The 20,953-nt window shown below is 67.8% G+C and carries 19 protein-coding genes; 14 read left to right on the forward strand and 5 right to left on the reverse strand.

Annotation, left to right across the window (positions count from 1 at the left end):
- The first annotated feature begins 46 nt into the window (after positions 1 to 46).
- From uvrB to RSO68_RS01460, 5 genes are all read left to right on the forward strand, one after another.
- Positions 47 to 2,074 (forward strand): excinuclease ABC subunit UvrB, encoded by a 2,028-nt coding sequence (uvrB, locus tag RSO68_RS01440; protein ID WP_089848758.1) that lies wholly within the window; start codon positions 47 to 49, stop codon positions 2,072 to 2,074.
- 59 nt (positions 2,075 to 2,133) lie between these two features.
- A complete protein-coding gene (gene nei, locus RSO68_RS01445; protein WP_315585165.1) occupies positions 2,134 to 2,964 on the forward strand; it encodes an endonuclease VIII in 831 nt (276 codons plus the stop codon).
- Between the two features lie 167 nt (positions 2,965 to 3,131).
- The gene (locus tag RSO68_RS01450; RefSeq protein WP_315585166.1) at positions 3,132 to 4,637 is read left to right on the forward strand and encodes a fumarate hydratase; all 1,506 of its coding nucleotides are present in this window, start codon (positions 3,132 to 3,134) and stop codon (positions 4,635 to 4,637) included.
- A gap of 135 nt (positions 4,638 to 4,772) precedes the next feature.
- A complete protein-coding gene (cls, locus tag RSO68_RS01455) occupies positions 4,773 to 6,215 on the forward strand; it encodes a cardiolipin synthase (protein ID WP_315585167.1) in 1,443 nt (480 codons plus the stop codon).
- A 94-nt stretch (positions 6,216 to 6,309) separates the two neighbouring features.
- Complete coding sequence (locus RSO68_RS01460; protein ID WP_089848751.1) at positions 6,310 to 7,227, forward strand: LysR substrate-binding domain-containing protein; 918 nt, start codon at positions 6,310 to 6,312, stop codon at positions 7,225 to 7,227.
- 134 nt (positions 7,228 to 7,361) lie between these two features.
- Here the strand turns inward: RSO68_RS01460 and RSO68_RS01465 are convergent, their stop codons facing one another.
- A complete protein-coding gene (locus RSO68_RS01465; protein WP_315585168.1) occupies positions 7,362 to 8,450 on the reverse strand; it encodes a bifunctional nicotinamide-nucleotide adenylyltransferase/Nudix hydroxylase in 1,089 nt (362 codons plus the stop codon).
- 158 nt (positions 8,451 to 8,608) lie between these two features.
- Between RSO68_RS01465 and RSO68_RS01470 the strand changes: the two genes are divergently transcribed.
- Complete coding sequence (locus RSO68_RS01470) at positions 8,609 to 9,538, forward strand: YihY/virulence factor BrkB family protein (RefSeq protein WP_315585169.1); 930 nt, start codon at positions 8,609 to 8,611, stop codon at positions 9,536 to 9,538.
- Between the two features lie 144 nt (positions 9,539 to 9,682).
- Here the strand turns inward: RSO68_RS01470 and RSO68_RS01475 are convergent, their stop codons facing one another.
- Positions 9,683 to 10,729 carry a Glu/Leu/Phe/Val family dehydrogenase gene (locus RSO68_RS01475; RefSeq protein WP_315585170.1) on the reverse strand — a complete coding sequence of 349 codons (1,047 nt, stop codon included), beginning with the start codon at positions 10,727 to 10,729 and terminating at the stop codon, positions 9,683 to 9,685.
- Between the two features lie 286 nt (positions 10,730 to 11,015).
- On the opposite strand from RSO68_RS01475, the gene RSO68_RS01480 reads away from it, so the two are divergent.
- A complete protein-coding gene (locus RSO68_RS01480; protein ID WP_089848743.1) occupies positions 11,016 to 11,288 on the forward strand; it encodes an acylphosphatase in 273 nt (90 codons plus the stop codon).
- Positions 11,289 to 11,408: 120 nt separating this feature from the next.
- On the opposite strand, the gene RSO68_RS01485 is transcribed toward RSO68_RS01480, so the two are convergent.
- Genes RSO68_RS01485 through RSO68_RS01495 form a run of 3 tightly spaced genes read right to left on the reverse strand, consistent with a single transcriptional unit; the run spans position 11,409 to position 14,268 of the window.
- Positions 11,409 to 12,350 carry a nucleoside hydrolase gene (locus RSO68_RS01485; RefSeq protein ID WP_315585171.1) on the reverse strand — a complete coding sequence of 314 codons (942 nt, stop codon included), beginning with the start codon at positions 12,348 to 12,350 and terminating at the stop codon, positions 11,409 to 11,411.
- Positions 12,351 to 12,404: 54 nt separating this feature from the next.
- Positions 12,405 to 13,313, reverse strand: a complete 909-nt coding sequence (locus RSO68_RS01490; protein ID WP_089848739.1) for a ribokinase — start codon at positions 13,311 to 13,313, stop codon at positions 12,405 to 12,407.
- Positions 13,314 to 13,332: 19 nt separating this feature from the next.
- Positions 13,333 to 14,268 carry a D-2-hydroxyacid dehydrogenase gene (locus RSO68_RS01495; RefSeq protein ID WP_315585172.1) on the reverse strand — a complete coding sequence of 312 codons (936 nt, stop codon included), beginning with the start codon at positions 14,266 to 14,268 and terminating at the stop codon, positions 13,333 to 13,335.
- Between the two features lie 210 nt (positions 14,269 to 14,478).
- Here RSO68_RS01495 and RSO68_RS01500 point away from each other — a divergent pair, with 210 nt between their 5' ends.
- The 7 genes from RSO68_RS01500 to tolQ all read left to right on the forward strand — a co-directional run bounded on the left by RSO68_RS01500 (position 14,479) and on the right by tolQ (position 20,951).
- Positions 14,479 to 14,739 carry an FmdB family zinc ribbon protein gene (locus RSO68_RS01500; RefSeq protein WP_089848735.1) on the forward strand — a complete coding sequence of 87 codons (261 nt, stop codon included), beginning with the start codon at positions 14,479 to 14,481 and terminating at the stop codon, positions 14,737 to 14,739.
- Positions 14,740 to 14,789: 50 nt separating this feature from the next.
- On the forward strand, positions 14,790 to 16,571 hold the full coding sequence (gene aspS / locus RSO68_RS01505) for an aspartate--tRNA ligase (protein ID WP_315585173.1): 1,782 nt from the start codon (positions 14,790 to 14,792) through the stop codon (positions 16,569 to 16,571).
- Positions 16,572 to 16,908: 337 nt separating this feature from the next.
- The gene (locus tag RSO68_RS01510; protein WP_315585174.1) at positions 16,909 to 17,667 is read left to right on the forward strand and encodes a YebC/PmpR family DNA-binding transcriptional regulator; all 759 of its coding nucleotides are present in this window, start codon (positions 16,909 to 16,911) and stop codon (positions 17,665 to 17,667) included.
- Between the two features lie 182 nt (positions 17,668 to 17,849).
- Positions 17,850 to 18,389, forward strand: a complete 540-nt coding sequence (gene ruvC / locus RSO68_RS01515) for a crossover junction endodeoxyribonuclease RuvC (RefSeq protein WP_089851121.1) — start codon at positions 17,850 to 17,852, stop codon at positions 18,387 to 18,389.
- 141 nt (positions 18,390 to 18,530) lie between these two features.
- Positions 18,531 to 19,145, forward strand: coding sequence for a Holliday junction branch migration protein RuvA (ruvA, locus tag RSO68_RS01520; RefSeq protein ID WP_089851123.1), 615 nt, complete (start codon positions 18,531 to 18,533; stop codon positions 19,143 to 19,145).
- Between the two features lie 44 nt (positions 19,146 to 19,189).
- Positions 19,190 to 20,212: a Holliday junction branch migration DNA helicase RuvB gene (gene ruvB, locus RSO68_RS01525; RefSeq protein WP_315585175.1), complete on the forward strand. Its 1,023-nt coding sequence runs from the start codon at positions 19,190 to 19,192 to the stop codon at positions 20,210 to 20,212.
- Positions 20,213 to 20,261: 49 nt separating this feature from the next.
- Positions 20,262 to 20,951, forward strand: coding sequence for a protein TolQ (gene tolQ / locus RSO68_RS01530; protein WP_089851186.1), 690 nt, complete (start codon positions 20,262 to 20,264; stop codon positions 20,949 to 20,951).
- The last annotated feature ends 2 nt before the right edge of the window (positions 20,952 to 20,953 follow it).

Raw genomic sequence — 20,953 nt, forward strand, 5'->3', positions numbered from 1 at the left:
TCTTCCCGGGCGCCGTGAGGGCGTCCGGCTCGCCATCGGAGCCGCCATGAGCAAGCCCTTTCGTCTGCAGTCCAAGTTCCAGCCGGCCGGCGACCAACCCGCGGCCATCGAGGGCCTGATCGGTGGGCTCGACTCGGGGCTGGCCCACCAGACGCTGTTGGGCGTGACGGGCTCGGGCAAGACCTTCAGCATGGCCAACGTGGTCGAGCGTCTGCAGCGCCCGACCATCGTGATGGCGCCCAACAAGACCCTGGCCGCGCAGCTCTATGGCGAGTTCAAGTCGTTCTTCCCCGACAACGCCGTCGAGTACTTCGTCTCCTACTACGATTATTACCAGCCCGAGGCCTACGTGCCGTCGTCGGACACCTTCATCGAGAAGGATGCTTCGATCAACGACCACATCGAGCAGATGCGCCTCTCGGCCACCAAGGCGCTGCTGGAGCGCCGCGATGCGATCATCGTGGTCTCGGTATCGGCGATCTACGGCCTGGGCGATCCCGACCAGTACCTGAAGATGCGCCTGCACGTTACCCGTGGCGAGCAGATCGACCAGCGTGCCCTCCTGCGCCGCCTGGCGGAGCTGCAGTACACCCGCAACGACATGGACTTCAAGCGCGGCACCTATCGGGTGCGCGGTGACGTGATCGACATCTTCCCGGCCGACGCCGAGGACGAGGCGGTGCGCGTCGAGCTCTTCGACGACGAGATCGACACCATCAGCCTGTTCGATCCGCTCACCGGCGAGGTACGGGGCAAGGTGCCGCGCATGACCATCTATCCCAAGTCGCACTATGTGACGCCGCGGGAGACCATCCTCGGCGCCATCGACGAGATCAAGGCCGAGCTTTCCACGCGCCTCGACCAGCTGCGCAAGCAGGACAAGCTGGTCGAGGCCCAGCGCCTGGAGCAGCGCACCCTCTATGACATCGAGATGATGCTGGAGCTGGGTTACTGCAACGGCATCGAGAACTACTCGCGCTACCTCTCCGGGCGCGACCCCGGCGCGCCGCCGCCGACCTTCTTCGACTACCTGCCGGCCGATGCGCTGCTGTTCATCGACGAGTCCCACGTCAGCGTTCCCCAGGTGGGCGGCATGTACAAGGGCGACCGCTCGCGCAAGGAGACCCTGGTGGAGTACGGCTTCCGCCTGCCCTCGGCGCTCGATAACCGCCCGATGAAGTTCGAGGAGTGGGAGCGCATCTGCCCGCAGACGATCTTCGTCTCCGCCACGCCCGGCCCCTACGAGGCCGAGCACGCCGGTCAGGTGGTCGAGCAGGTGGTGCGGCCGACCGGACTGCTCGACCCGGAGATCGAGGTGCGCGCGGCCACCACCCAGGTCGATGACCTGCTCTCCGAGATTCGCACGCGTACCGAGGTGGGGGAGCGGGTGCTGGTGACCACGCTGACCAAGCGCATGGCCGAGGATCTCACCGAGTACCTGGACGAGCACGACGTACGGGTGCGCTACCTGCACTCCGACATCGACACCGTGGAACGCGTGGAGATCATCCGCGACCTGCGCCTGGGCAAGTTCGACGTGCTGGTGGGGATCAACCTGCTGCGCGAGGGCCTCGATATTCCCGAGGTCTCGCTGGTGGCGATCCTCGATGCCGACAAGGAAGGCTTCCTGCGCAACGAGCGCTCGCTGATTCAGACCATGGGTCGCGCCGCGCGTAACGCCCACGGCAAGGCGATCCTCTACGGCGACCGGGTCACCGACTCCATGCGTCGCGCCATGGAAGAGACCGACAGGCGTCGCGACAAGCAGATCGCCCATAACGAGGCCCACGGGATCACCCCGACCACCGTCACGCGTTCGGTCGCCGATATCATGGAGGCCGCCCAGGCTCCCGGCAAGAAAGGCAAGGGGCGCCGCGGCGAACGCAAGGTCGCCGAGCGCGAGGCGGTCTACGATCCCGCCGAGCTGTCGCCCCAGGAGCTGCTCAAGGAGGTCTCCCGGGTCGAGGACGGCATGCACGAGGCGGCGCAGAACCTGGAGTTCGAGGAGGCCGCTCGCCTGCGCGATCGCCTGCACGCGCTCAAGGAGCGTCAGCTGATGCTGGGTTCCGCCTGATATGTTCGAGGTTTTCCCGGCCCCCAACGCCTCTCGCTCACCCTTATCGAGGTTTCCGCATGCCTGAAGGGCCCGAGATCCGTCGCGCCGCCGACCGCGTGCATCGCCAGATTGCCGGTCGGCGTCTCGATGACGCCTGGTTCGCCTTTCCCGAGTTGGCGGGGCAGGCCGCCTCACTGATCGGACGTGAGGTAGACGCCGTGGACAGCTGGGGCAAGGCGCTTCTGACCCGTTTCAACGACGGCCGCGTGCTCTATTCCCACAACCAGCTCTACGGAGTCTGGAAGCTGCATGATGCCGAACGCGAGCCGGACACCGGCCGCTCGCTGCGGGTGCGCCTGGTCGCCGAGGGCAGGGCGGCCAGCCTCTACAGCGCCTCGGACGTCTCGCTGTGGGATGCCGAGCGGCTCGACGAGCACCCGTTTCTGTCGCGCCTCGGCCCGGACGTCCTGACCCACGGGGTGACGGTGGAGCAGGCCATGACGCGTCTTCTCGAGCCGCGCTTTCGCCGCCGGGGCCTGGGCGGGCTGCTGCTCGATCAGGGGTTGTTCGCCGGCATCGGCAACTACCTGCGCTCCGAGATCCTGTTCTTCGCCGGCCTCCATCATCGCGTGAAGCCCCAAGCCCTCGAGGAGGAGAGGCTGGCACGCCTGGCGCAGTGCATCCTCTCGGTCACGCGCCAGGCCTACGACGAGGCCGGGGTGACCAATCGTGAGGAGTGGGCGTCTGCCGATCGTGCCCGAGGCGCCTCCCGACGCCGCTGGCGCTTCGCCGTCTTCGAGCGCGAGGGGTTGGCGTGCCACGCCTGCGGGGCCGCGATCGAACGTACCTCGGTGAGCTCACGACGCATCTATTTCTGCCCCAGCTGTCAACTTGAGCCTTCCCGCTAATAAGATTTATACCGTTATCTATCATTGCCACTAAACACCAGCTCCGACCATTGGCGAGAATGTCGACAGCCTCGAGGGTAGGGTATAATGCCCGCCGTTCAGGCCCACCGAGGCGCCATCTCAGAGCGCAGGTAGGCATGCCGACAACGCCAAGGAGCTCCTTGCCCATGACCGTGATTCGCCAGGACGATCTGATCCAGAGCGTCGCCGATGCCCTGCAGTACATCTCCTATTACCATCCGAAGGACTTCATCGACGCCATGGCCGCGGCCTACGAGCGGGAGGAGAACCCGGCAGCCAAGGACGCGATCGCGCAGATCCTGATCAACTCGCGGATGTGTGCCTTCGGCAAGCGCCCGATCTGCCAGGACACCGGCATCGTCACGGTCTTCGTGCATGTCGGCATGAACGTCCGCTTCGAGGCCGACATGAGCCTCGACGACATGATCAACGAGGGCGTGCGTCGCGCCTATCAGCTGCCGGATAACGTGCTGCGCGCCTCGGTGCTGGCCGACCCCGACGGCAAGCGCGCCAACACCAAGGACAACACCCCCGCGGTGATCCACCACAAGCTGGTGCCCGGCGACACCGTGGAGGTACACGTGGCGGCCAAGGGCGGCGGCAGCGAGGCCAAGTCCAAGTTCGCCATGCTCAACCCGTCGGACAGCGTGGTCGACTGGGTGATGGAGCAGCTGCCCAAGATGGGCGCCGGCTGGTGTCCGCCCGGCATGCTGGGCATCGGCATCGGCGGCACCGCCGAGAAGGCCATGGAGATCGCCAAGGAGGCGCTGCTCGATCCCATCGACATCCAGGACCTGCAGGCGCGCGGCCCGTCAAACCGCGCCGAGGAGCTGCGCCTGGAGCTGTTCGACAAGGTCAACAGGAGCGGCATCGGCGCCCAGGGGCTGGGCGGGCTGACCACGGTGCTCGACATCAAGGTCAAGGACTATCCGACCCACGCCGCCAACAAGCCGGTGGCGATCATCCCCAACTGCGCCGCCACCCGCCACGCGCACTTCACCCTGGACGGCTCCGGCCCCGCGGCACTGCCTGCACCGAAGCTCGAGGACTGGCCGGAGATCACCCGCGAGGCGGGCGACAACGTCAAACGCGTCGACCTCGACAGCGTGACGCCGGAGGAGGTCAAGACCTGGCGGCCTGGCGACACACTGCTGCTCAACGGCAAGCTGCTCACCGGCCGCGACGCCGCCCACAAGCGCATGGTCGACATGATCGGCAAGGGCGAGCCGCTGCCCGTCGACATGCGGGGCCGCTTCATCTACTACGTCGGCCCGGTGGATCCGGTGCGCGACGAGGTGGTCGGGCCGGCCGGGCCGACCACCGCCACGCGGATGGACAAGTTCACCCGTACCATGCTCGAGGAGACTGGCTTGCTGGGCATGGTCGGCAAGGCCGAGCGCGGCGAGGCGGCCATCGAGGCGATCCGCGACAACCAGGCGGTCTACCTGATGGCGGTGGGCGGCTCCGCCTACCTGGTCGCCCAGGCGATCAAGCAGGCCCGTGTGGTGGGCTTCGAGGACCTCGGCATGGAAGCGATCTATGAGTTCGAGGTCGAGGATATGCCGGTGACCGTGGCCGTCGACAGCGCCGGTACGTCCGTGCACCAGACCGGCCCGGCGAAGTGGAAGGAGATCATCGCCGAGCGCGCCTGATTCTCACGCGAACGCTTACGACGGCCCCGCCATCTGGTGGGGCCGTCGTCGTTAGGGGTATGCTGGGCGGGTAGGCAACAGGACACTGTGTTTTCGGACGGCCACGCCGTCGTCCCACGGAACGGGGACCCGACCATGACCTCCTGGCTGATTGGCCTGGCGATCTTCCTGATATACGTGCTGGGCATACTCTCGGCGGTGCTGGCCCTGATGTCGGCGCGCACTTCTCAGGGCGCCATCGCCTGGATCATCTCGCTTTTGACCATGCCCTACCTGGCGGTGCCGGCCTACTGGATCTTCGGCCGCCCGCGATTCTATGGCTACGTGCTGGCCCGGGGAGAGCGCGACAGCGTGCTGCGCCGCCAGCTGCACCGTTACCGGGATCGTTTCGAACCCTACCTGTCATCTGCCAGCAATGCCGACATACGCGCGGTGGAGCAGCTCGCCCTGATGCCGCTCACCCGGGGCAACCGAGCCGAGCTGCTGGTCGACGGCGAGGCCACCTTCGAGAGCCTGTTTGCCGGCATCGAAGCCGCCGAGGAGTACATCCTCATTCAGTTCTTCATCGTGCGCGATGACGCCCTGGGGCTCGAGCTCAAGCAGCGCCTGCAGCGCGCCGCCGAGAGGGGAGTGCGGGTGTGCTTCCTGTTTGACGAGATCGGCTCCCACAGCCTTCCCGAGCGCTACCTCCGCGATCTGCGCATGGCCGGCGTGGAGGTAAGCGCCTTTCGCTCCTCGCGGGGCCTGAAACATCGCTTCCAGCTCAACTTCCGCAATCACCGCAAGGTACTGGTGGTGGACGGGCGCGAGGGCTGGATCGGCGGCTTCAACGTCGGTACGGAGTACCTGGGCGAGAACCCGCGCCTCGGCCACTGGCGCGACACCCACCTGAAACTCAGCGGCCCCAGCGTGCTGGGGCTGCAGGAGGCCTTCTGGGAGGACTGGCACTGGGCCACCGGCGAGATGATCTCGCTGACCTGGACCCCCGTGCCCTTCGCAGGCGACCGCCAGGACGAGGGCCTGGCGGAGAGCCAGAGCGTGGTGATCGTGCCCTCGGGGCCGGCGGATCAGCTGGAGACGGCGAGCCTGCTGGTGCAGCACGCGATCCACAGCGCCCATGAGCGGCTGTGGGTGACGAGCCCCTACTTCGTGCCCGACCAGGGCGTGCAGGACGCGCTGCGCTTGGCGGCGATGCGCGGGGTGGACGTGAGGATCATGATGCCCGAGCGGCCCGACCACCTGCTGGTCTTCCTCTCGGCCTTCTCCTTCCTGCCCGACATGCTGCGCGCCGGGGTCAAGGTCTTCCGCTACCAGCCGGGCTTCCTGCATCAGAAGGTCATGCTGATCGACGACGTCGCCGCCAGCGTGGGCACGGTGAATCTCGACAACCGCTCGTTTCGGCTCAACTTCGAGATCACCGCCGTGGTGCCTGACCGGCGCTTCGCCGCCGAGGTGCGCCAGATGCTCGAGCGCGACTTCGGCGACTGCCGTCGCGTCACGCTCGAGGAGCTCACGCGTCGCCCGCTGTGGCGAAAGCTGCTCTCTCGGGCCGCCTACCTGCTCTCGCCGATCCAGTGATGCGGCTTGGGTCGCGCTCCCGGCTGGGGTACATTAGCGGGCTTCAAACGCTCCCCGTCGGGGGGCAGGCATCACGATATCCTGGGGAGTCCTGGTGAACCTCGAGACCAAATGGCTGGAAGACTTCGTCGCCCTGGCCAGCACGCGCAGCTTCTCGGGCTCGGCCCGTCAGCGCCACGTCACCCAGCCGGCCTTCAGCCGGCGCATTCGCTCCCTGGAGCAGGCCGTGGGCGTGACTCTGGTCGACCGCTCCACCACGCCGGTGGACCTCACCCCGGAAGGGCAGCTGTTCCTGGTCACCGCCCGCAACATCGTCGAGCAGCTCAACGAGAGCCTCGGCCACCTGCGCGGCCTGGCCATGGCCAATGAGGCGCTGGACATCGTCGCCGCCCACTCGCTGGCCCTGAGCTTCTATCCGCAGTGGATCTCCCGCCTGCAGCAGGGCCTCGGTGAGCTGCCGACACGGCTGGTCGCCATGAACGTGGGCGATGCCATCCACGTGCTGCGTGAGGGCAACTGCGACCTGATGCTGGCCTACTACGACCCCTACGCCAGCATGCAGCTGGATGCCGAGGTCTTTCCCTCCTTCTCCATCGGCCAGGTGAAGATGCTGCCCGTCTGCCTGCCCGACGAGCAGGGCAAGCCGCGCTTCACCCTTGAGGGCCAGGAATCGATTCCCTACCTGGCCTATACCCAGGGCGCCTTTCTCGGGCGCAGCGTGCGCATGCTGCTCAAGAACGACCCGGTGCGCATGCGCCTGCGCACCGTCTACGAGACTGCCATGGCCGAGGGCCTGAAGGGCATGGTGATGCAGGGCATGGGCATGGCCTGGATTCCCGACTTCTGCATTCGCCAGGAGCTCAAGGACGGCCGCCTGGTGCGCGCCGGTGGCGAACAGTGGGACGTGCCGTTGGAGATTCGTCTCTACCGCTGCTCGCTGGTGCACAAGCCAGGCGTCGAGAAGCTGTGGCGGCAGATGATGAAGTTGCCGCGGGATTTCCTGCAGGCCTGAAAAAGGCAGGATTTCCTACTGCGCTCTATAGCTCGGCGTCCCCACCTACTCTTCGCTCGTCACGGAAATTCCAGCCTTTTTAGAAGCTCGGGGCTTCGGGGTCTGCCCCCCATGGTTCTGCTGCACTGCCGTGATCACGGCCCGCCGAAGTCGGCGGGCAGGCCCAGGAAGTCCTGGATGATGAAGAAGTGATCCTCGAACAGGCTCTCGGGATCGAGGTCGGCCAGCGGCACCCAGCGGGCATGGTCGCCGCCCTTGACCGGCTTGAGTTGGGGCAGCTGCTGCTCGGGGCGCAGCGCGAAGTAGAAGGCCTCGGCCAGGGTCCGGCCGCGCCAGCTGCGGTGGGGCTCGTCGAAGAGCCGCTGGCCGCGTAGCGAGCCCTTGAGTACCGCCTCCGGCACCTTCAATCGCACCCGCTCGCGAAGCTCCCTCAGGCAGGCGTCCATCAGCCGCTCATGGGGGCTGATGAAGCCGCCGGGCAGCGCATAGAGCCCCTTGCCCGGGGCGGCGGTGCGCCTCACCAGCAGCACATGGCCGGACTGCACCACCACGGCATTGACGGTGACGAAGATGGGCGGGTAGGGGGCCTGGGCCCAGGCTTGTCGATACTGATCCAGCAGGTGCTGCTCCTCGACCAGCTGGCCGTAGGTCGCTTCCTCGAGGAAGGTGCGGATCCGCGCCACCACGCCGGGGGGCAGGTCATGGGCCGCGTGGGTGCTCAGGTAGTCCTCCGCCGACGAGGCCGAGCGGAACAGCCGGTCGCGGATCCGGCTCGCTGAGATACCCTCCACCAGCGGCACGCTCACCGACTCCCACTGGGGAAACAGCGCCAGGTAGTAGCTGGACTGGCCGCGACTGGCGCCGATCAGGCCGATGCGCGGCAGTCGCGCGTGTTCGGGGCTCGCGATATCGCGCACCTTGCGCTGCACGTCGCGCACCCAGACGTCGTTGTTGTAGAGGGCGTCGAGCAGCGGCACGACCTTCAGGCGAGCATTCTCCTCCTCCTCGAAGGCGCTGCGCAGCATGCGCAGCCGCTCCTCGTAGCGCCAGGGGTTGCGCAGCGAGCGCGCCTGCCAGGCGGAGCCCACCAGCACGATGACCTGACGCGCCTGGCGCAGCGCCTCGCGAATCACCGCCAGGTGCCCCAGGTGGGGCGGCTGGAAGCGGCCGATGAACACCAGACAGTCGAATTCGGTAGCGTTGTCGTCCGGTCGTGCGGTCATGAAGGCTCCTGGCGGGAGAGGAGGAAGGCGTGAGCCGGGGCCATTATGGTCAGCCCCGCGTATCGCTGCAATCGCCCCGAGCCTCGGCGAGGCGGTGTCCATTCGGTTATGCTGAAACAAACGACACAGGCACGGGGAACGCAGTGATAAAGCCAAACGTGACGAGCATACGACAGGCGGTGCGGTTCTGGTGGAACGTGGTGCAGGGCGCCGTGAGGCTCTGGCTGGAGCGCAACGCCTTCAGCTACGCCGGGTCACTGGCTTTCTACACCCTCTTTTCCCTGGCCCCCACGATGATCATCGCGGTCACGGTGATCGGCGTGGTGCTCGGCGAGGAGGCCGCCCAGGGCCAGATCGTCGCCCAGCTGCAGAGCACCATGGGCCACGACGCCGCCGCCGCCATCGAGCAGGCGGTCGCCCAGTCGAGGATTCAGGAATCCGGCCTGCTGCCGACGCTGCTCGGCGTCGGGGCACTGCTGGTCGGTGCGACCACCGTCTTCGCCCAGATGCAGTTCTCGCTGAACACGCTGTGGGGCGTCACGGCGCGACCCAGCAGCAACAGCGCGCTCAAGTTCATCCAGAATCGTCTGCTGTCGCTGGCCGTGGTGCTGGCCATCGGCTTCATTCTGCTGGTCTCGCTGGTACTCGGCGTGGTGGTGCGCGCCGTGCTCCAGGCGGGGGACGACCTCTTGCCCTATGTGGGCATGCTGACCAGCGCCGCCGAATTCCTGGTATCGCTGGCGGTGATCGCCGCGCTATTCGCCACCATCTTCAAGGTGCTGCCGGACGTGGTGCTGCGCTGGCAGGACGTGCTGGTCGGCGCCGTGGTCACCGCGGTGCTGTTCGCCATCGGCCGCTGGGGCATCGCCATCTACCTGGCCTACACGGCCACGGCCTCCACCTACGGCGCGGCGGGCTCGGTGGTGATGATCCTGCTGTGGGTCTACTACAGCTCGCTGATCCTGCTGTTCGGGGCCGCCTTCACCAAGTGCCACCTGCTGGCCCGAGGGAAGAACGTGGTGCCGCGCAATTCCGCGGTGCTGGTGCGCCATGAACTGCTCGAACGACACGAGCTCGTCGAGCCCTGACGGCGCCGATAAAGGGCACTGATAAAGGGTATTGATAAAGAGCGCCGAGATGGACGAACAGGAGACAAACGCAGAAGGCCGGCAATCGCCGGCCTTCTGCGTTGGGCCACCTGCTGGCTCCCGTTCTCGTGCGTTCCTCGAGCCTCAGTCGGCGGGGCGGAAGCGCTCCCGGGCCAGGTCGTCGGCGACGATGGCCGGACTCTGTCCCTCGCGCTCGGCCCGCACGAAGATTTCGGCGAGGGTCGTGCCGATGCCCTCGATATGGGCCATGACGGCCTCGCGAGCATAGTCGTCGCGCCGCTGCCAGGCGATCTCGATCACCCCACCGGCGTTGGCCACGTAGTCCGGGGTGTAGAGAATCTCGCGGGCCTGCAGGCGCTTTGCCATCTCGGGGGTAGCGAGCTGGTTGTTGGCGGCGCCGCAGACCACCGTCGCCCGCAAGCGTTCGACCACCTCGGCGGAGAGGGCGGCGCCCAGGGCGCAGGGGGCGAAGACATCGACCTCGGCATCAGCGATCGCCTCCGGCGCCACGGTCTCGGCGCCGAGCTCCTCGGCGAGATGGGTGAGCGCCGCTGTATCGACGTCGGTCAGCACCAGCCGGGCCCCCGCCGCGTGCAGGTGGCGGGCCAGGTGGGCGCCGACGTGGCCGACGCCCTGCACGGCAACGCGCAGGCCGCTCAGGTCGTCACGCCCCAGGCGATGACGCACGGCGCTTTTCAGCGCACTGAACACGCCCCAGGCCGTGAAGGGCGAGGGATCACCGGAGGCCTGCCCATGGCGGGGCAGGCCGCCCACATGCTCGGTGGCCTCGGCGATCAGGCGCATGTCGTCCTCGCCGGAGCCCGAGTCCTCGGCGGTGATGTAGGCGCCGTTGAGGGAGTCGACCAGGCGACCCATGGCGCGCAGCAGCTCGGGCGTCTTGTGCCGGCGGGGATCGGCGATGATCACCGCCTTGCCGCCGCCCAGCGGCAGATCGGCCAGCGCCGACTTGTAGGTCATGCCGCGGGAGAGGCGCAGCACGTCGGTGAGGGCCTCGGCGTCGCTGGCGTAGGGGAAGATGCGCAGGCCGCCCAGGGCGGGGCCGCGGGTGGTGTCGTGGATGGCGATGATGGCGCGCAGGCCGCTCGCCTCGTCGCTGCCGAAGACGATCTGCTGATGGTGATCGAACTCGGGGTGGTCGAAGACCGGCATGACGGTACTCCCTCGTGAGGATGATTGTTGTGGTGATGTCTGCCCGGGTAGGGCGATCCTCGGCCGCGGTCGGCTTGTGGCCGTGAGGCGTCCGGGGATACCGGTAAGCCTAGGCCATCGGCCTTCGCACGGGAAGTGGTCAGGCGCGTGGGCGAGCCGGGTACGAGACGGAAACGGTGGAGGATAGGAGGGAGCGAACACGGGGAAGAGCGCAGAGGACTGGCCGCGACGACGGCCTGGCTGGTAGAAAGGAGGAAATTCCCATCGCAACCATCAGGAGACGGCCATGGACACGTGCTGCGCGAAGGCGCTGGTGACCGGCAAGGTGCAGGGGGTGTGGTATCGCCGGGCGACCCAGGAGCAGGCTCTCAAGGCCGGGATCACCGGCCATGCGCTCAACCTGCCGGATGGACGAGTGGAAGTGCTGATGTGCGGTGAGCGCGAGGCGGTCAAGCGCCTCGCCGAGTGGCTGTGGAAGGGCCCGGACGGGGCGCGGGTCACCCACGTGGAATTCGAGGTGATCGAGACGCACGTCCCGGACGACTTTCGCACCGGCTAGGTTTCGCGCCTTTCAAGCCCGTGCGATTCAGGCCCGCGTGATTCACGTCCGTGCAGAGGAGAGCGGGCCTAGATCAGGATGGATCCACGACGAGCCCCGGTTGATGCCGGGGCTCGGCGATCAGGCCAGGGTATCGGCGATCCAGTCGCTGACGGCCGCACCGTCGACGCCCAGGCAGACCTCCACCAGCGGCGTGCGCGACCAGCGCGCCTCGATGAAACCGCGCCCCTCGGGGGCGAAGATGGTCTGGCCCTCGGCATCGCCGTCGGTCGACACGGTCAGATGGCCAGGCGCCGTGGTGAAGAGCTCCGGGCGCAGCAGCCAGGCCAGGGCGCAACTGTCGTGGGGGCAGCAGCCGTCGATGCCCAGTGCCTCGCGGTAGAAGTCCCGATAGAAGGCAAAGCTTCCCGCCAGCACCTTGCCAAGTTCCCCCTGGCCCGCCTCGATACGCGCCATGTGGGCGTCGGTCAGCACGCAGCGGTGGGTGACGTCCAGGCCGACCAGCGTCAGCGGCCAGCCGGCGGTCAGCACCCGGGCCGCGGCGTCCGGGTCGTTGAACATGTTGGCCTCGGCCACCGGGCTGACGTTGCCGCCCTCGCGGATCGAGCCCCCCATGATCACCACGTGCTTCACCTTGTCGATGATGCCCGGGTCGAGCTGCAGGGCGGCGGCCAGGTTGCCCACCGGACCGACGGCGACCAGCGTGACCTCGCCGGGCCGAGCCGTCACGGTGTCGACGATGAACTGCGCGGCGCTCACGCCCTCGGCCCGCCCCGTGACCGGTGGCAGGGCGATGTCGCCCAGGCCGTTGGCGCCGTGGATGTGGGCCGGCGGCGGATGGCGATCCTTGACCATCGGCCCCGCCGCCCCCTGGGCGACGGGGATCTCCCGCCCGGCAAGCTCCGCCAGCAGCAGGGCATTGTGGGTCGCCGTCTCCACATCGACGTTGCCGTAGGTGGTGGTCATGCCCAGCAGCTCGATCTCGGGATGGCGCAGGGCGATGGCGATGGCCTGGGCGTCGTCGACGCCCGGGTCGGTATCGAAGATGATCGGATGCGTCACGGTGGGGCTCCTTTCCTTTAAGACATCAGCGGCATCGGCGGCGGGGCGGACGGATCAGCGTGCCACGCAGCCGTCGCTCAGGGCGCGCTCGACCGCATCGCGCTGGGGGATGCTCTCGGTGGCCCCCTCGACCTGGACGCCCAGGGCGGCGGCCGTGGCGGCGAGCCGCAGGCAGTCGGTGACGGTCTGTCCCTCCTGCAGGGCCGTCATGTAGTAGCCGATGAAGGTATCGCCAGCCGCGGTGGTGTCCCGCGGCGCCACCGGCAGCGCCGGCTGGAAGTGGCGTTCACCGCCGCCCTGGAACCAGGCGCCGTCACCGCCCAGGGTCAGCACGGTATCGGTGTCCGGCAGGCGGCGCGCCAGGCCCTCCAGCAACGCCTCGGGGGCGGCATCCTCGTCGACGCCGGCGAGCCAGGCGGCCTCGCCGCGGTTGACGAACAGCAGCGTGCACCCCGACAGGGGAAGCGACAGCACCTCGGCTCCCATGGGCGCGGGGTTGAAGGCGACCTTGAGCCCACGCTCGGCGGCGTGCTCCAGCACCTCGGGCAGGGCGTTGGTCTCGTTCTGGGCCAGCAGCCAGTCGCCGGGGCGCGTGGCGTCGAGGCGCGTCTCGAGGTCGGCGACATCGAAGCCGTGGTTGGCGCCGGGAAACAGGATGATGGCGTTCTCGCCCTGATCGTCGACCTGGATGACGGCATGGCCGCTGGGCGCGTCGACCAGCGCGATGCCGGCGACCTCCACGCCGGCCTCGCCGAGCAGCGAACGGGCCCAGGCATCGCGGTGATTGAGGCGGCCCCAGTGGCTGACTCGGCCGCCGGCGCGGGCCATGGCCAGCGACTGGTTGGCGCCCTTGCCACCGAGGCCGACGCGGTAGTCACGGCTGGCCAGGGTCTCGCCGGGTCTCACCAGATGGGATACGCGATAGAAGTGATCGAGGTTGATGGACCCGAAATTGTGCAGCATGTCGTCCTCTTGCAATCAGTCAGTCGGCCAGCCAGTGGCGCAGGTTGTCGGCGGTCAGGGCCACGATGCGCTGGCGAGCCTCGGGGGTGATCCAGGCATTGTGGGGGGTGACGATCAGGTTGAGCGGCTCGTTCAGGGCGTCGAGCAGCGGATGACCGTCGCGGGGCGGCTCCGTCGGCAGCACGTCGACCGCAAGCCCGCCGAGGCGATGGTCGCGCAGCGCCGCCAGTGCCGCCGCTTCGTCGATGATGCCGCCCCGGGCGCAGTTGATCAGCAGTGCGCCGGGCTTCAGGGTCGCCAGCAGGTCGGCGTCGACCAGGTGACGGGTGGCCTCGGTGAGCGGGCAGTGCAGGCTGATCGCGTCCGCCACGGGGGCCAGTTCGACAAGGCTCTGCCGGCTGTCGTGAGCCTCGTTGCCGGGACGGGCCGCGAAGTCGACGTGCATGCCGAAGGCCTGGGCGAGGCGCGCCACCTTGGAGCCCAGTTCCCCCTGGCCGACGATCACCAGCCGCTTGCCCTCCAGTTGCAGGGTGGTGTGATCCATCAGGCAGAAGAAGGGGCTCTCGCCCCACTGGCCCTCGGCCACGTCCCGCTGATAGCGGGGCAGGCGGGTGGCCAGGGCGAGCATCAGCATCAGGGTGTGCTGGGCCACGCTGGCGGTGCCGTAGGCGGTGACGTTGCGCACGGCGATGCCCAGGCGTTCGGCGGCGGCCATGTCGATATTGTTGGTGCCGGTGGCCAGCACGCAGATCAGCTTTAGCTCGGGCAGCGCCGCCAGGGCGTCGCCGTCGAGCACCACCTTGTTGACGATGGCCACCTCGGCGCCGGCCAGCCGCTCGGCGACCTGCTCGCGGGCGCTGTATTCATGCACATCCAGGGCGTCGAGATGCGCTCGGATCGGGGTCAGGTCGATGCCTGGCCCGAGGCTTGCGGCGTCGAGAATGACGGCTTTCATAGGGAGGTCCTTGTCGAGTCGGCCGCATCGGAGGTTGAATCATGCCGGGGCTGGGCCTGGCAGGCGGCGGCAGGCTATAATACCCGGCTTTCGAGGCAGGCTTGGATTATCCGCGGGCCGGCCCTATATCGTACCGCACCCGCGCGCCCCGGCGAATGCCCGGCACGCGCTTGCCCATGGGACATGACAGATTTCGGGAGTGAGCAAACCATGCCCATCTACGAATACGAGTGCAAGGCCTGCGGCCACCGCCTGGAGAAGCTGCAGAAGATCAGCGCCGCGCCGCTGACGGACTGCCCGTCCTGCGAGGCAGCCGAGCTCAACCGCCTGATCTCCGCGGCGGGGTTCCGCCTGGCCGGCGGCGGCTGGTATGAGACCGATTTCAAGACCGGCAGCAAGAAAAACCTGGCCGGCGGCAGCGAGGGCGCGAAGACCGCCGCGACATCCGGCAAGGACGGAACGCTCGCCTGAGCCGTCCACGCTGCCTTTTCACCACTTCACGCAACGGAACAGGATACGACATGCGCAGCCATTATTGCGGCCAGCTCAACGAGACCCTGGTGGACCAGACGGTCACCCTGTGCGGCTGGGTTCATCGCCGCCGTGACCACGGGGGCGTCATCTTCCTCGACATGCGCGATCGCGACGGCATCGCCCAGGTCGTGGTGGACCCCGATACCGCCGAGGCCTTCGCCAATGCCGACCGCGCCCGCAGCGAGTACGTGCTGCGCATCCAGGGCCGGATCCGGCTGCGCCCGGAAGGCACCCAGAATCCCAACATGCCCACCGGGCTGATCGAAGTGCTGGCCAAGGACGTCGAGGTCCTCAACACCGCCGCCACGCCGCCGTTCCAGCTCGACGAGCATGGCAAGGTGGGCGAGGAGGTGCGCCTCAAGCATCGCTACATCGACCTGCGCCGCCCGGAGATGATCGACAAGCTGCGCCTGCGCTCGCGCATCTCCCACAACGTGCGCGCCTTCCTCGAGGGGCAGGGCTTTCTCGACATCGAGACCCCGATCCTGACCCGCGCCACCCCCGAGGGCGCCCGCGACTACCTGGTGCCGAGCCGTACCCATCCGGGCAGCTTCTTCGCCCTGCCGCAGTCGCCGCAGCTGTTCAAGCAGCTGCTGATGGTGTCCGGGTTCGATCGCTACTACCAGATCGCCAAGTGCTTCCGCGACGAGGACCTGCGCGCCGACCGCCAGCCGGAGTTCACCCAGATCGATATCGAGGCCTCCTTCGTCGAAGAGGAGGACATCATGGGGATCACCGAGACGATGGTCCGCCAGCTCTTCAAGGAAGTGCTCGAGGTCGAACTGCCCGAGTTCCCGCGCATGCCCTATGCCGAGGCCATGAGTCGCTTCGGCTCCGACAAGCCGGACCTGCGCATCCCGCTCGAGCTCACCGACGTCGACGACCTGATGAAGGACGTTGACTTCAAGGTCTTCTCCGGCCCGGCCAACGCCGATGACGGCCGCGTGGCCGCGCTGAAGGTGAGCGGTGGCGCCAAGCTATCGCGCAAGGAGATCGACGAGTACACCAAGTTCGTCGGCATCTACGGCGCCCGCGGCCTGGCCTGGATCAAGGTCAACGAGCGTGCCAAGGGCCTCGAGGGCCTGCAGTCGCCGATCGTCAAGTTCATGGAAGGCGTGGTCGAGACCCTGCTCGATCGCGTCGGCGCCGAGGATGGCGACATCATCTTCTTCGGCGCGGACAAGGCGCGCATCGTCAACGAGGCCCTGGGCGCGCTGCGCGTTCGCCTCGGCGAGGACCTGGACCTCTACACCGCCGAGTGGTCGCCGCTGTGGGTGGTCGACTTCCCGATGTTCGAGGAGGACGGCAACGCACGCCTGCAGGCGCTGCACCATCCGTTCACCGCGCCGTCCTGCGACGTCGAGACCCTCAAGTCCCATCCGGCCGGGGCTCTCTCGCGCGCCTACGACATGGTGCTCAACGGCACCGAGCTCGGCGGCGGCTCGATCCGTATCCACGATCAGGCGATGCAGCAGACCGTGCTCGAGGTGCTGGGCATCGATCAGGAGGAGGCTCGCGAGAAGTTCGGCTTCCTGCTCGACGCTCTGCAGTACGGCGCACCGCCCCACGGCGGCCTGGCCTTCGGCCTCGATCGCCTGGTGATGCTGATGAGCGGCGCCAAGACGATCCGCGAGGTGATCGCCTTCCCGAAGACCCAGAGCGCGTCCTGCCTGCTGACCGAGGCCCCGGGCGAGGTGAGCGGCGACCAGCTCAAGGAGCTCAACATTCGCCTGCGCCAGAAGGCCAAGGCGGAGGGGGCCGGCGAGTAAACCTCGTCGACCGACACGTACCATCCCACCGGCGCCTCAGGGCGCCGGTGGCGTATCGATACCTGACCTTTAAAAGGGAGTCGCGGTTTTATCCGATACGAGAGGCGCCGGGGATAGGGCGAAGAGGAGGTCCTACGCCAGGGGTGAGGAGCACTGCTCCGAACGGGCTGGCCAGGGATGGCCAGCACCGGACCTGCAAGCGAAGTGGGACACGAGAGCGCAGCAAGGCGTCGGTAGCGCCCAGGGACGGGTTTACAGCGCCTCCTCGATGGTCCGACACTTCGGGCCCTGTCGCCGGCACAGCCTCGAGCAGAGATAGCTACCAGAGGAGGTTGTCATGGCCGGCCATAGCAAATGGTCCAACATCAAGCACCGCAAGGCGGCCCAGGACGCCAAGCGGGGCAAGGTCTTCAACAAGCTGATCCGCGAGCTCACGGTCGCCGCCCGCCAGGGCGGGGGCGAGCCCGAGGATAACCCGCGCCTGCGCGCCGCCATCGACAAGGCGCTGGCCAGCAATATGCCCAAGGACACCGTCCAGCGGGCGGTGGATCGCGGCGCCGGCAACACCGACGGCGATGATATGGAAGAGGTCGTCTACGAGGGCTACGGCCCCGAGGGCGTCGCGGTGCTGGTCGAGGCGATGACCGATAATCGCAACCGGACTGTCTCCGAGGTGCGACACGCCTTCAACAAGCACGGCGGCAACCTCGGCACCAGCGGATCGGTGGCCTTCCTGTTTCACAAGCAGGGCCGCCTGACACTGCCGGAAGGCGTCTCGGAGGAGACCGCCATGGAGGCCACGCTCGCCGCCGAGCCCGAGGAGATCGAGACCCTCGAGGACGGCCGGCTCGAGGTGGTGACCACCCCGGAGCGCTTCGGTGCGGTCAAGGACGCCCTGGTCGAGGCGGCTATTGCCCCCGAGGCCAGCGACGTCGGGCTGTTCCCGGACGTTTACACCCGCATCGACGATGTTGACCTGGGACGACGCATCGTTGCGCTGGTCGATTGGCTCGAGGATCTGGACGATGTGCAGAATGTTTACACCAATGCGGACTTCGACGATGCCATCATGGACGAACTGCAAGAAAATCAGTGATCGAGGGGAACGATGAGCTTTTCCGGCGACAAGCCCCGGAGTGCCGTACCATCGCGAGGGCGCTGTGAACCCATCCATGGGCGCTACTTTTGCCATCCATGGGCAAAAGACCCTCGCTTCGCCTTGTCCCCGGCGCTCGCCCCGACGGATATGGCGCACCGATCCGGTGAAGCGGTCGCGTCATGCTGATCCTCGGCATCGACCCCGGCTCGCGGATCACCGGCTACGGGGTGCTGGACGTTTCCACCCCCACGCCGCGCTACGTGGCCAGCGGCTGCATCCGCATCCAGGCCGACGACCTGGCTCAGCGGCTGGCCCAGGTCTACGCCGGGATCAGCGAGCTGATTGCCGTGCACGTCCCCGGCGAATTCGCCATCGAGCAGGTGTTCATGTCGAAGAATGCCGACTCCGCCCTCAAGCTCGGCCAAGCCCGGGGCTCGGCGATCGTCTGCGCCGCCAACCACGGCCTGCCGGTCAGCGAGTACGGCCCGCGACAGATCAAGCAGGCCGTCACCGGCGGTGGCGCCGCCGACAAGGCCCAGGTGCAGCACATGGTGACGGCGATCCTCGGGCTCTCGGCCACCCCCCAGGCCGATGCCGCCGACGCTCTGGCCATCGCCCTGACACATGCCCATGCGCGGCTGGGGCTGCTCAACAAGGGCAGCTTCGGCGGCCATCGCAGCCGCCGCAAGGCGAACACCTGGCGGGATTTTCGCCCCTGAGCGAGTCGCCAGAGAGCGACGCCCGTGCCTTGTCGAACGCTGTTCTCGCGGGCTGGCACGGCGCCCGGGCGAACAGTATAGTGGCCCGGTGACGGCCCCCGGGCCGCCCAGGACTCCAACCCTAAGGGACAGCACATTTCCATGATCGGACGCCTGCGAGGCACCCTGCTCGAGAAACAGCCCCCCTGGATGGTGGTGGACGTGGCCGGCGTTGGCTACGAACTGGAAGCCTCCATGACCACCCTGGTGGCCATGCCCGGCACCGGTGAGCCGGTATCACTCTATACCCATCTGACCATCCGCGATGACGCCCACCTGCTCTACGGCTTCGCCCGCGAGCAGGAGCGCGCGCTGTTCCGCGCCCTGATCAAGGTCAACGGCATCGGCCCGAAGCTCGCCCTCGGCATCCTCTCCGGCATGGACGAGGAGGCCTTCATTCGCTGCGTGATGGACGATGACGCCAAGGCGCTGACGCGCCTGCCGGGGGTCGGCAAGAAGACCGCCGAGCGTCTGATCATCGAGATGCGCGACCGCTTCCCCCACTGGCAGCAGCCCGGCGAGCTGGCCGTGGGCCTGGAGGGCACGCCAGGCACCGCGCCGGCCGCCGCGGCGGATCCCGTCGCCGACGCCGAGGCGGCGCTGGTCAGCCTGGGCTACAAGCCTGCCGAGGCCGCCCGCATGCTGGTCGGCCTCGAGGAGGCCGAGTCCACCGAGGCCATGATCAAGGCGGCGCTGAGCCGCCGCCTGGCGGGGTGAGCCGATGCCCACGTCGTTTCTCCACCTGACACCGGATGGCCGCCATGCTCGAGAGTGACCGCCTGATCGCCGCTGACGCCCGGGAGGGCGAAGGCGAGGGCAGCGCCGACCACGCCATCCGCCCCAAGCGCCTGGCCGACTACATCGGCCAGCCCCGGGTGCGCGAGCAGCTCGACATCTTCATCAGCGCCGCCCGCGGTCGCGAGGAGAGCCTCGACCACACCCTGGTCTTCGGCCCGCCGGGGCTTGGCAAGACGACGCTCGCCAACATCATCGCCGCCGAGATGGGCGTGGGACTCAAGTCGACCTCGGGGCCGGTGCTTGAGCGGGCCGGCGATCTCGCCGCCATGCTCACCAACCTGCAGCCCGGCGACGTGCTGTTCATCGATGAGATTCATCGCCTCTCGCCGGTGGTCGAAGAGATCCTCTATCCCGCCATGGAGGACTTCCAGCTCGATATCGTCATCGGCGAGGGGCCGGCGGCGCGCTCGATCAAGCTCGACCTGCCGCCCTTCACCCTGGTGGGAGCGACCACCCGGGCGGGCCTGCTGACCTCGCCGCTGCGCGACCGCTTCGGCATCGTGCAGCGCCTGGAGTTCTACAGCATCGACGAGCTGACCGAGATCGTCGCCCGCTCGTCGCACCTGCTGGGCGTCGAGAGCGATCGCGAGGGTGCCCGGGAGGTCGCGAGGAGGTCTCGCGGCACCCCACGCATCGCCAACCGGCTGCTGCGTCGCGTGCGCGACTTCGCCCAGGTGCGCGCCGAGGGGCGGGTCGATGCCCAAATCGCCGACCTGGCGCTGAACATGCTGCACGTCGATCACCATGGCCTCGATCACATGGACCGTCGCCTGCTGCTGGCGATGATCGAGAAGTTCGACGGTGGCCCGGTGGGCATCGACTCCCTGGCCGCGGCCATCGGCGAGGAGCGCGACACCATCGAGGACGTGATCGAACCCTACCTGATCCAGCAAGGCCTGATGATGCGCACCGCCCGGGGACGGGTGGTGACCCGCCAGGCCTGGGCCCATTTCGACCTGGCGCCCCACGAACGGTCGCCCGAGTAGCGCTCCTTTCTTTCCCATTCCTGACCGACCAAGACCGACGAGGATGCCCGTGAACGACTCCCTGTCCATTCCCCACCTGATCATGAACGCCAGCGGCGTGGTGCAGGCGGTGATGCTGATCCTGATGATTGGCTCGCTGCTCTCCTGGGTGGTGATCTTCCAGCGCACCTTCGTGATGCGCCGGGCCCGCAAGGCGCACCGTCGCTTCGAGGACCGCTTCTGGTCCGGCGTCGACCTCAACGAGCTCTACCGCGAGACGCCGGCCGAGCAGGAGACCCAGGGCGCCGAGCACGTCTTCCGCTCGGGCTTTCGCGAGTTCAACCGCCTGATGGCCAAGACGCGCAGCCCCCAGGCGATCCTCGAGGGCGTCCAGCGCAGCATGCGCGTGGCCTGGTCCCGCGAGGAGGACCGCCTCAACCTGCACCTGGTGTTCCTGGCCACCGTCGCCTCGGCGAGCCCCTATATCGGGCTGTTCGGTACCGTCTGGGGCATCATGGGCTCCTTCCAGTCGCTCTCCCTGGCCCAGCAGGCCACGCTTGCCACCGTGGCACCCTGGATCGCCGAGGCGCTGATCGCTACCGCCATGGGCCTGTTCGCCGCCATTCCCGCGGTGATCTTCTACAACCGTCTCTCGGCCGAGTCCGGCCGCCTGCTGGGCAAGTACGAGGACTTCGCCGAGGAGTTCCACTCCATCCTGCACCGCAACCTGCAGGGCCGGACCGACGCCGGCGCCGACTGAGG

It is taken from the genome of Halomonas saccharevitans, from assembly GCF_032333995.1.
GTDB classification, from domain to species: Bacteria; Pseudomonadota; Gammaproteobacteria; order Pseudomonadales; family Halomonadaceae; genus Halomonas; species Halomonas saccharevitans.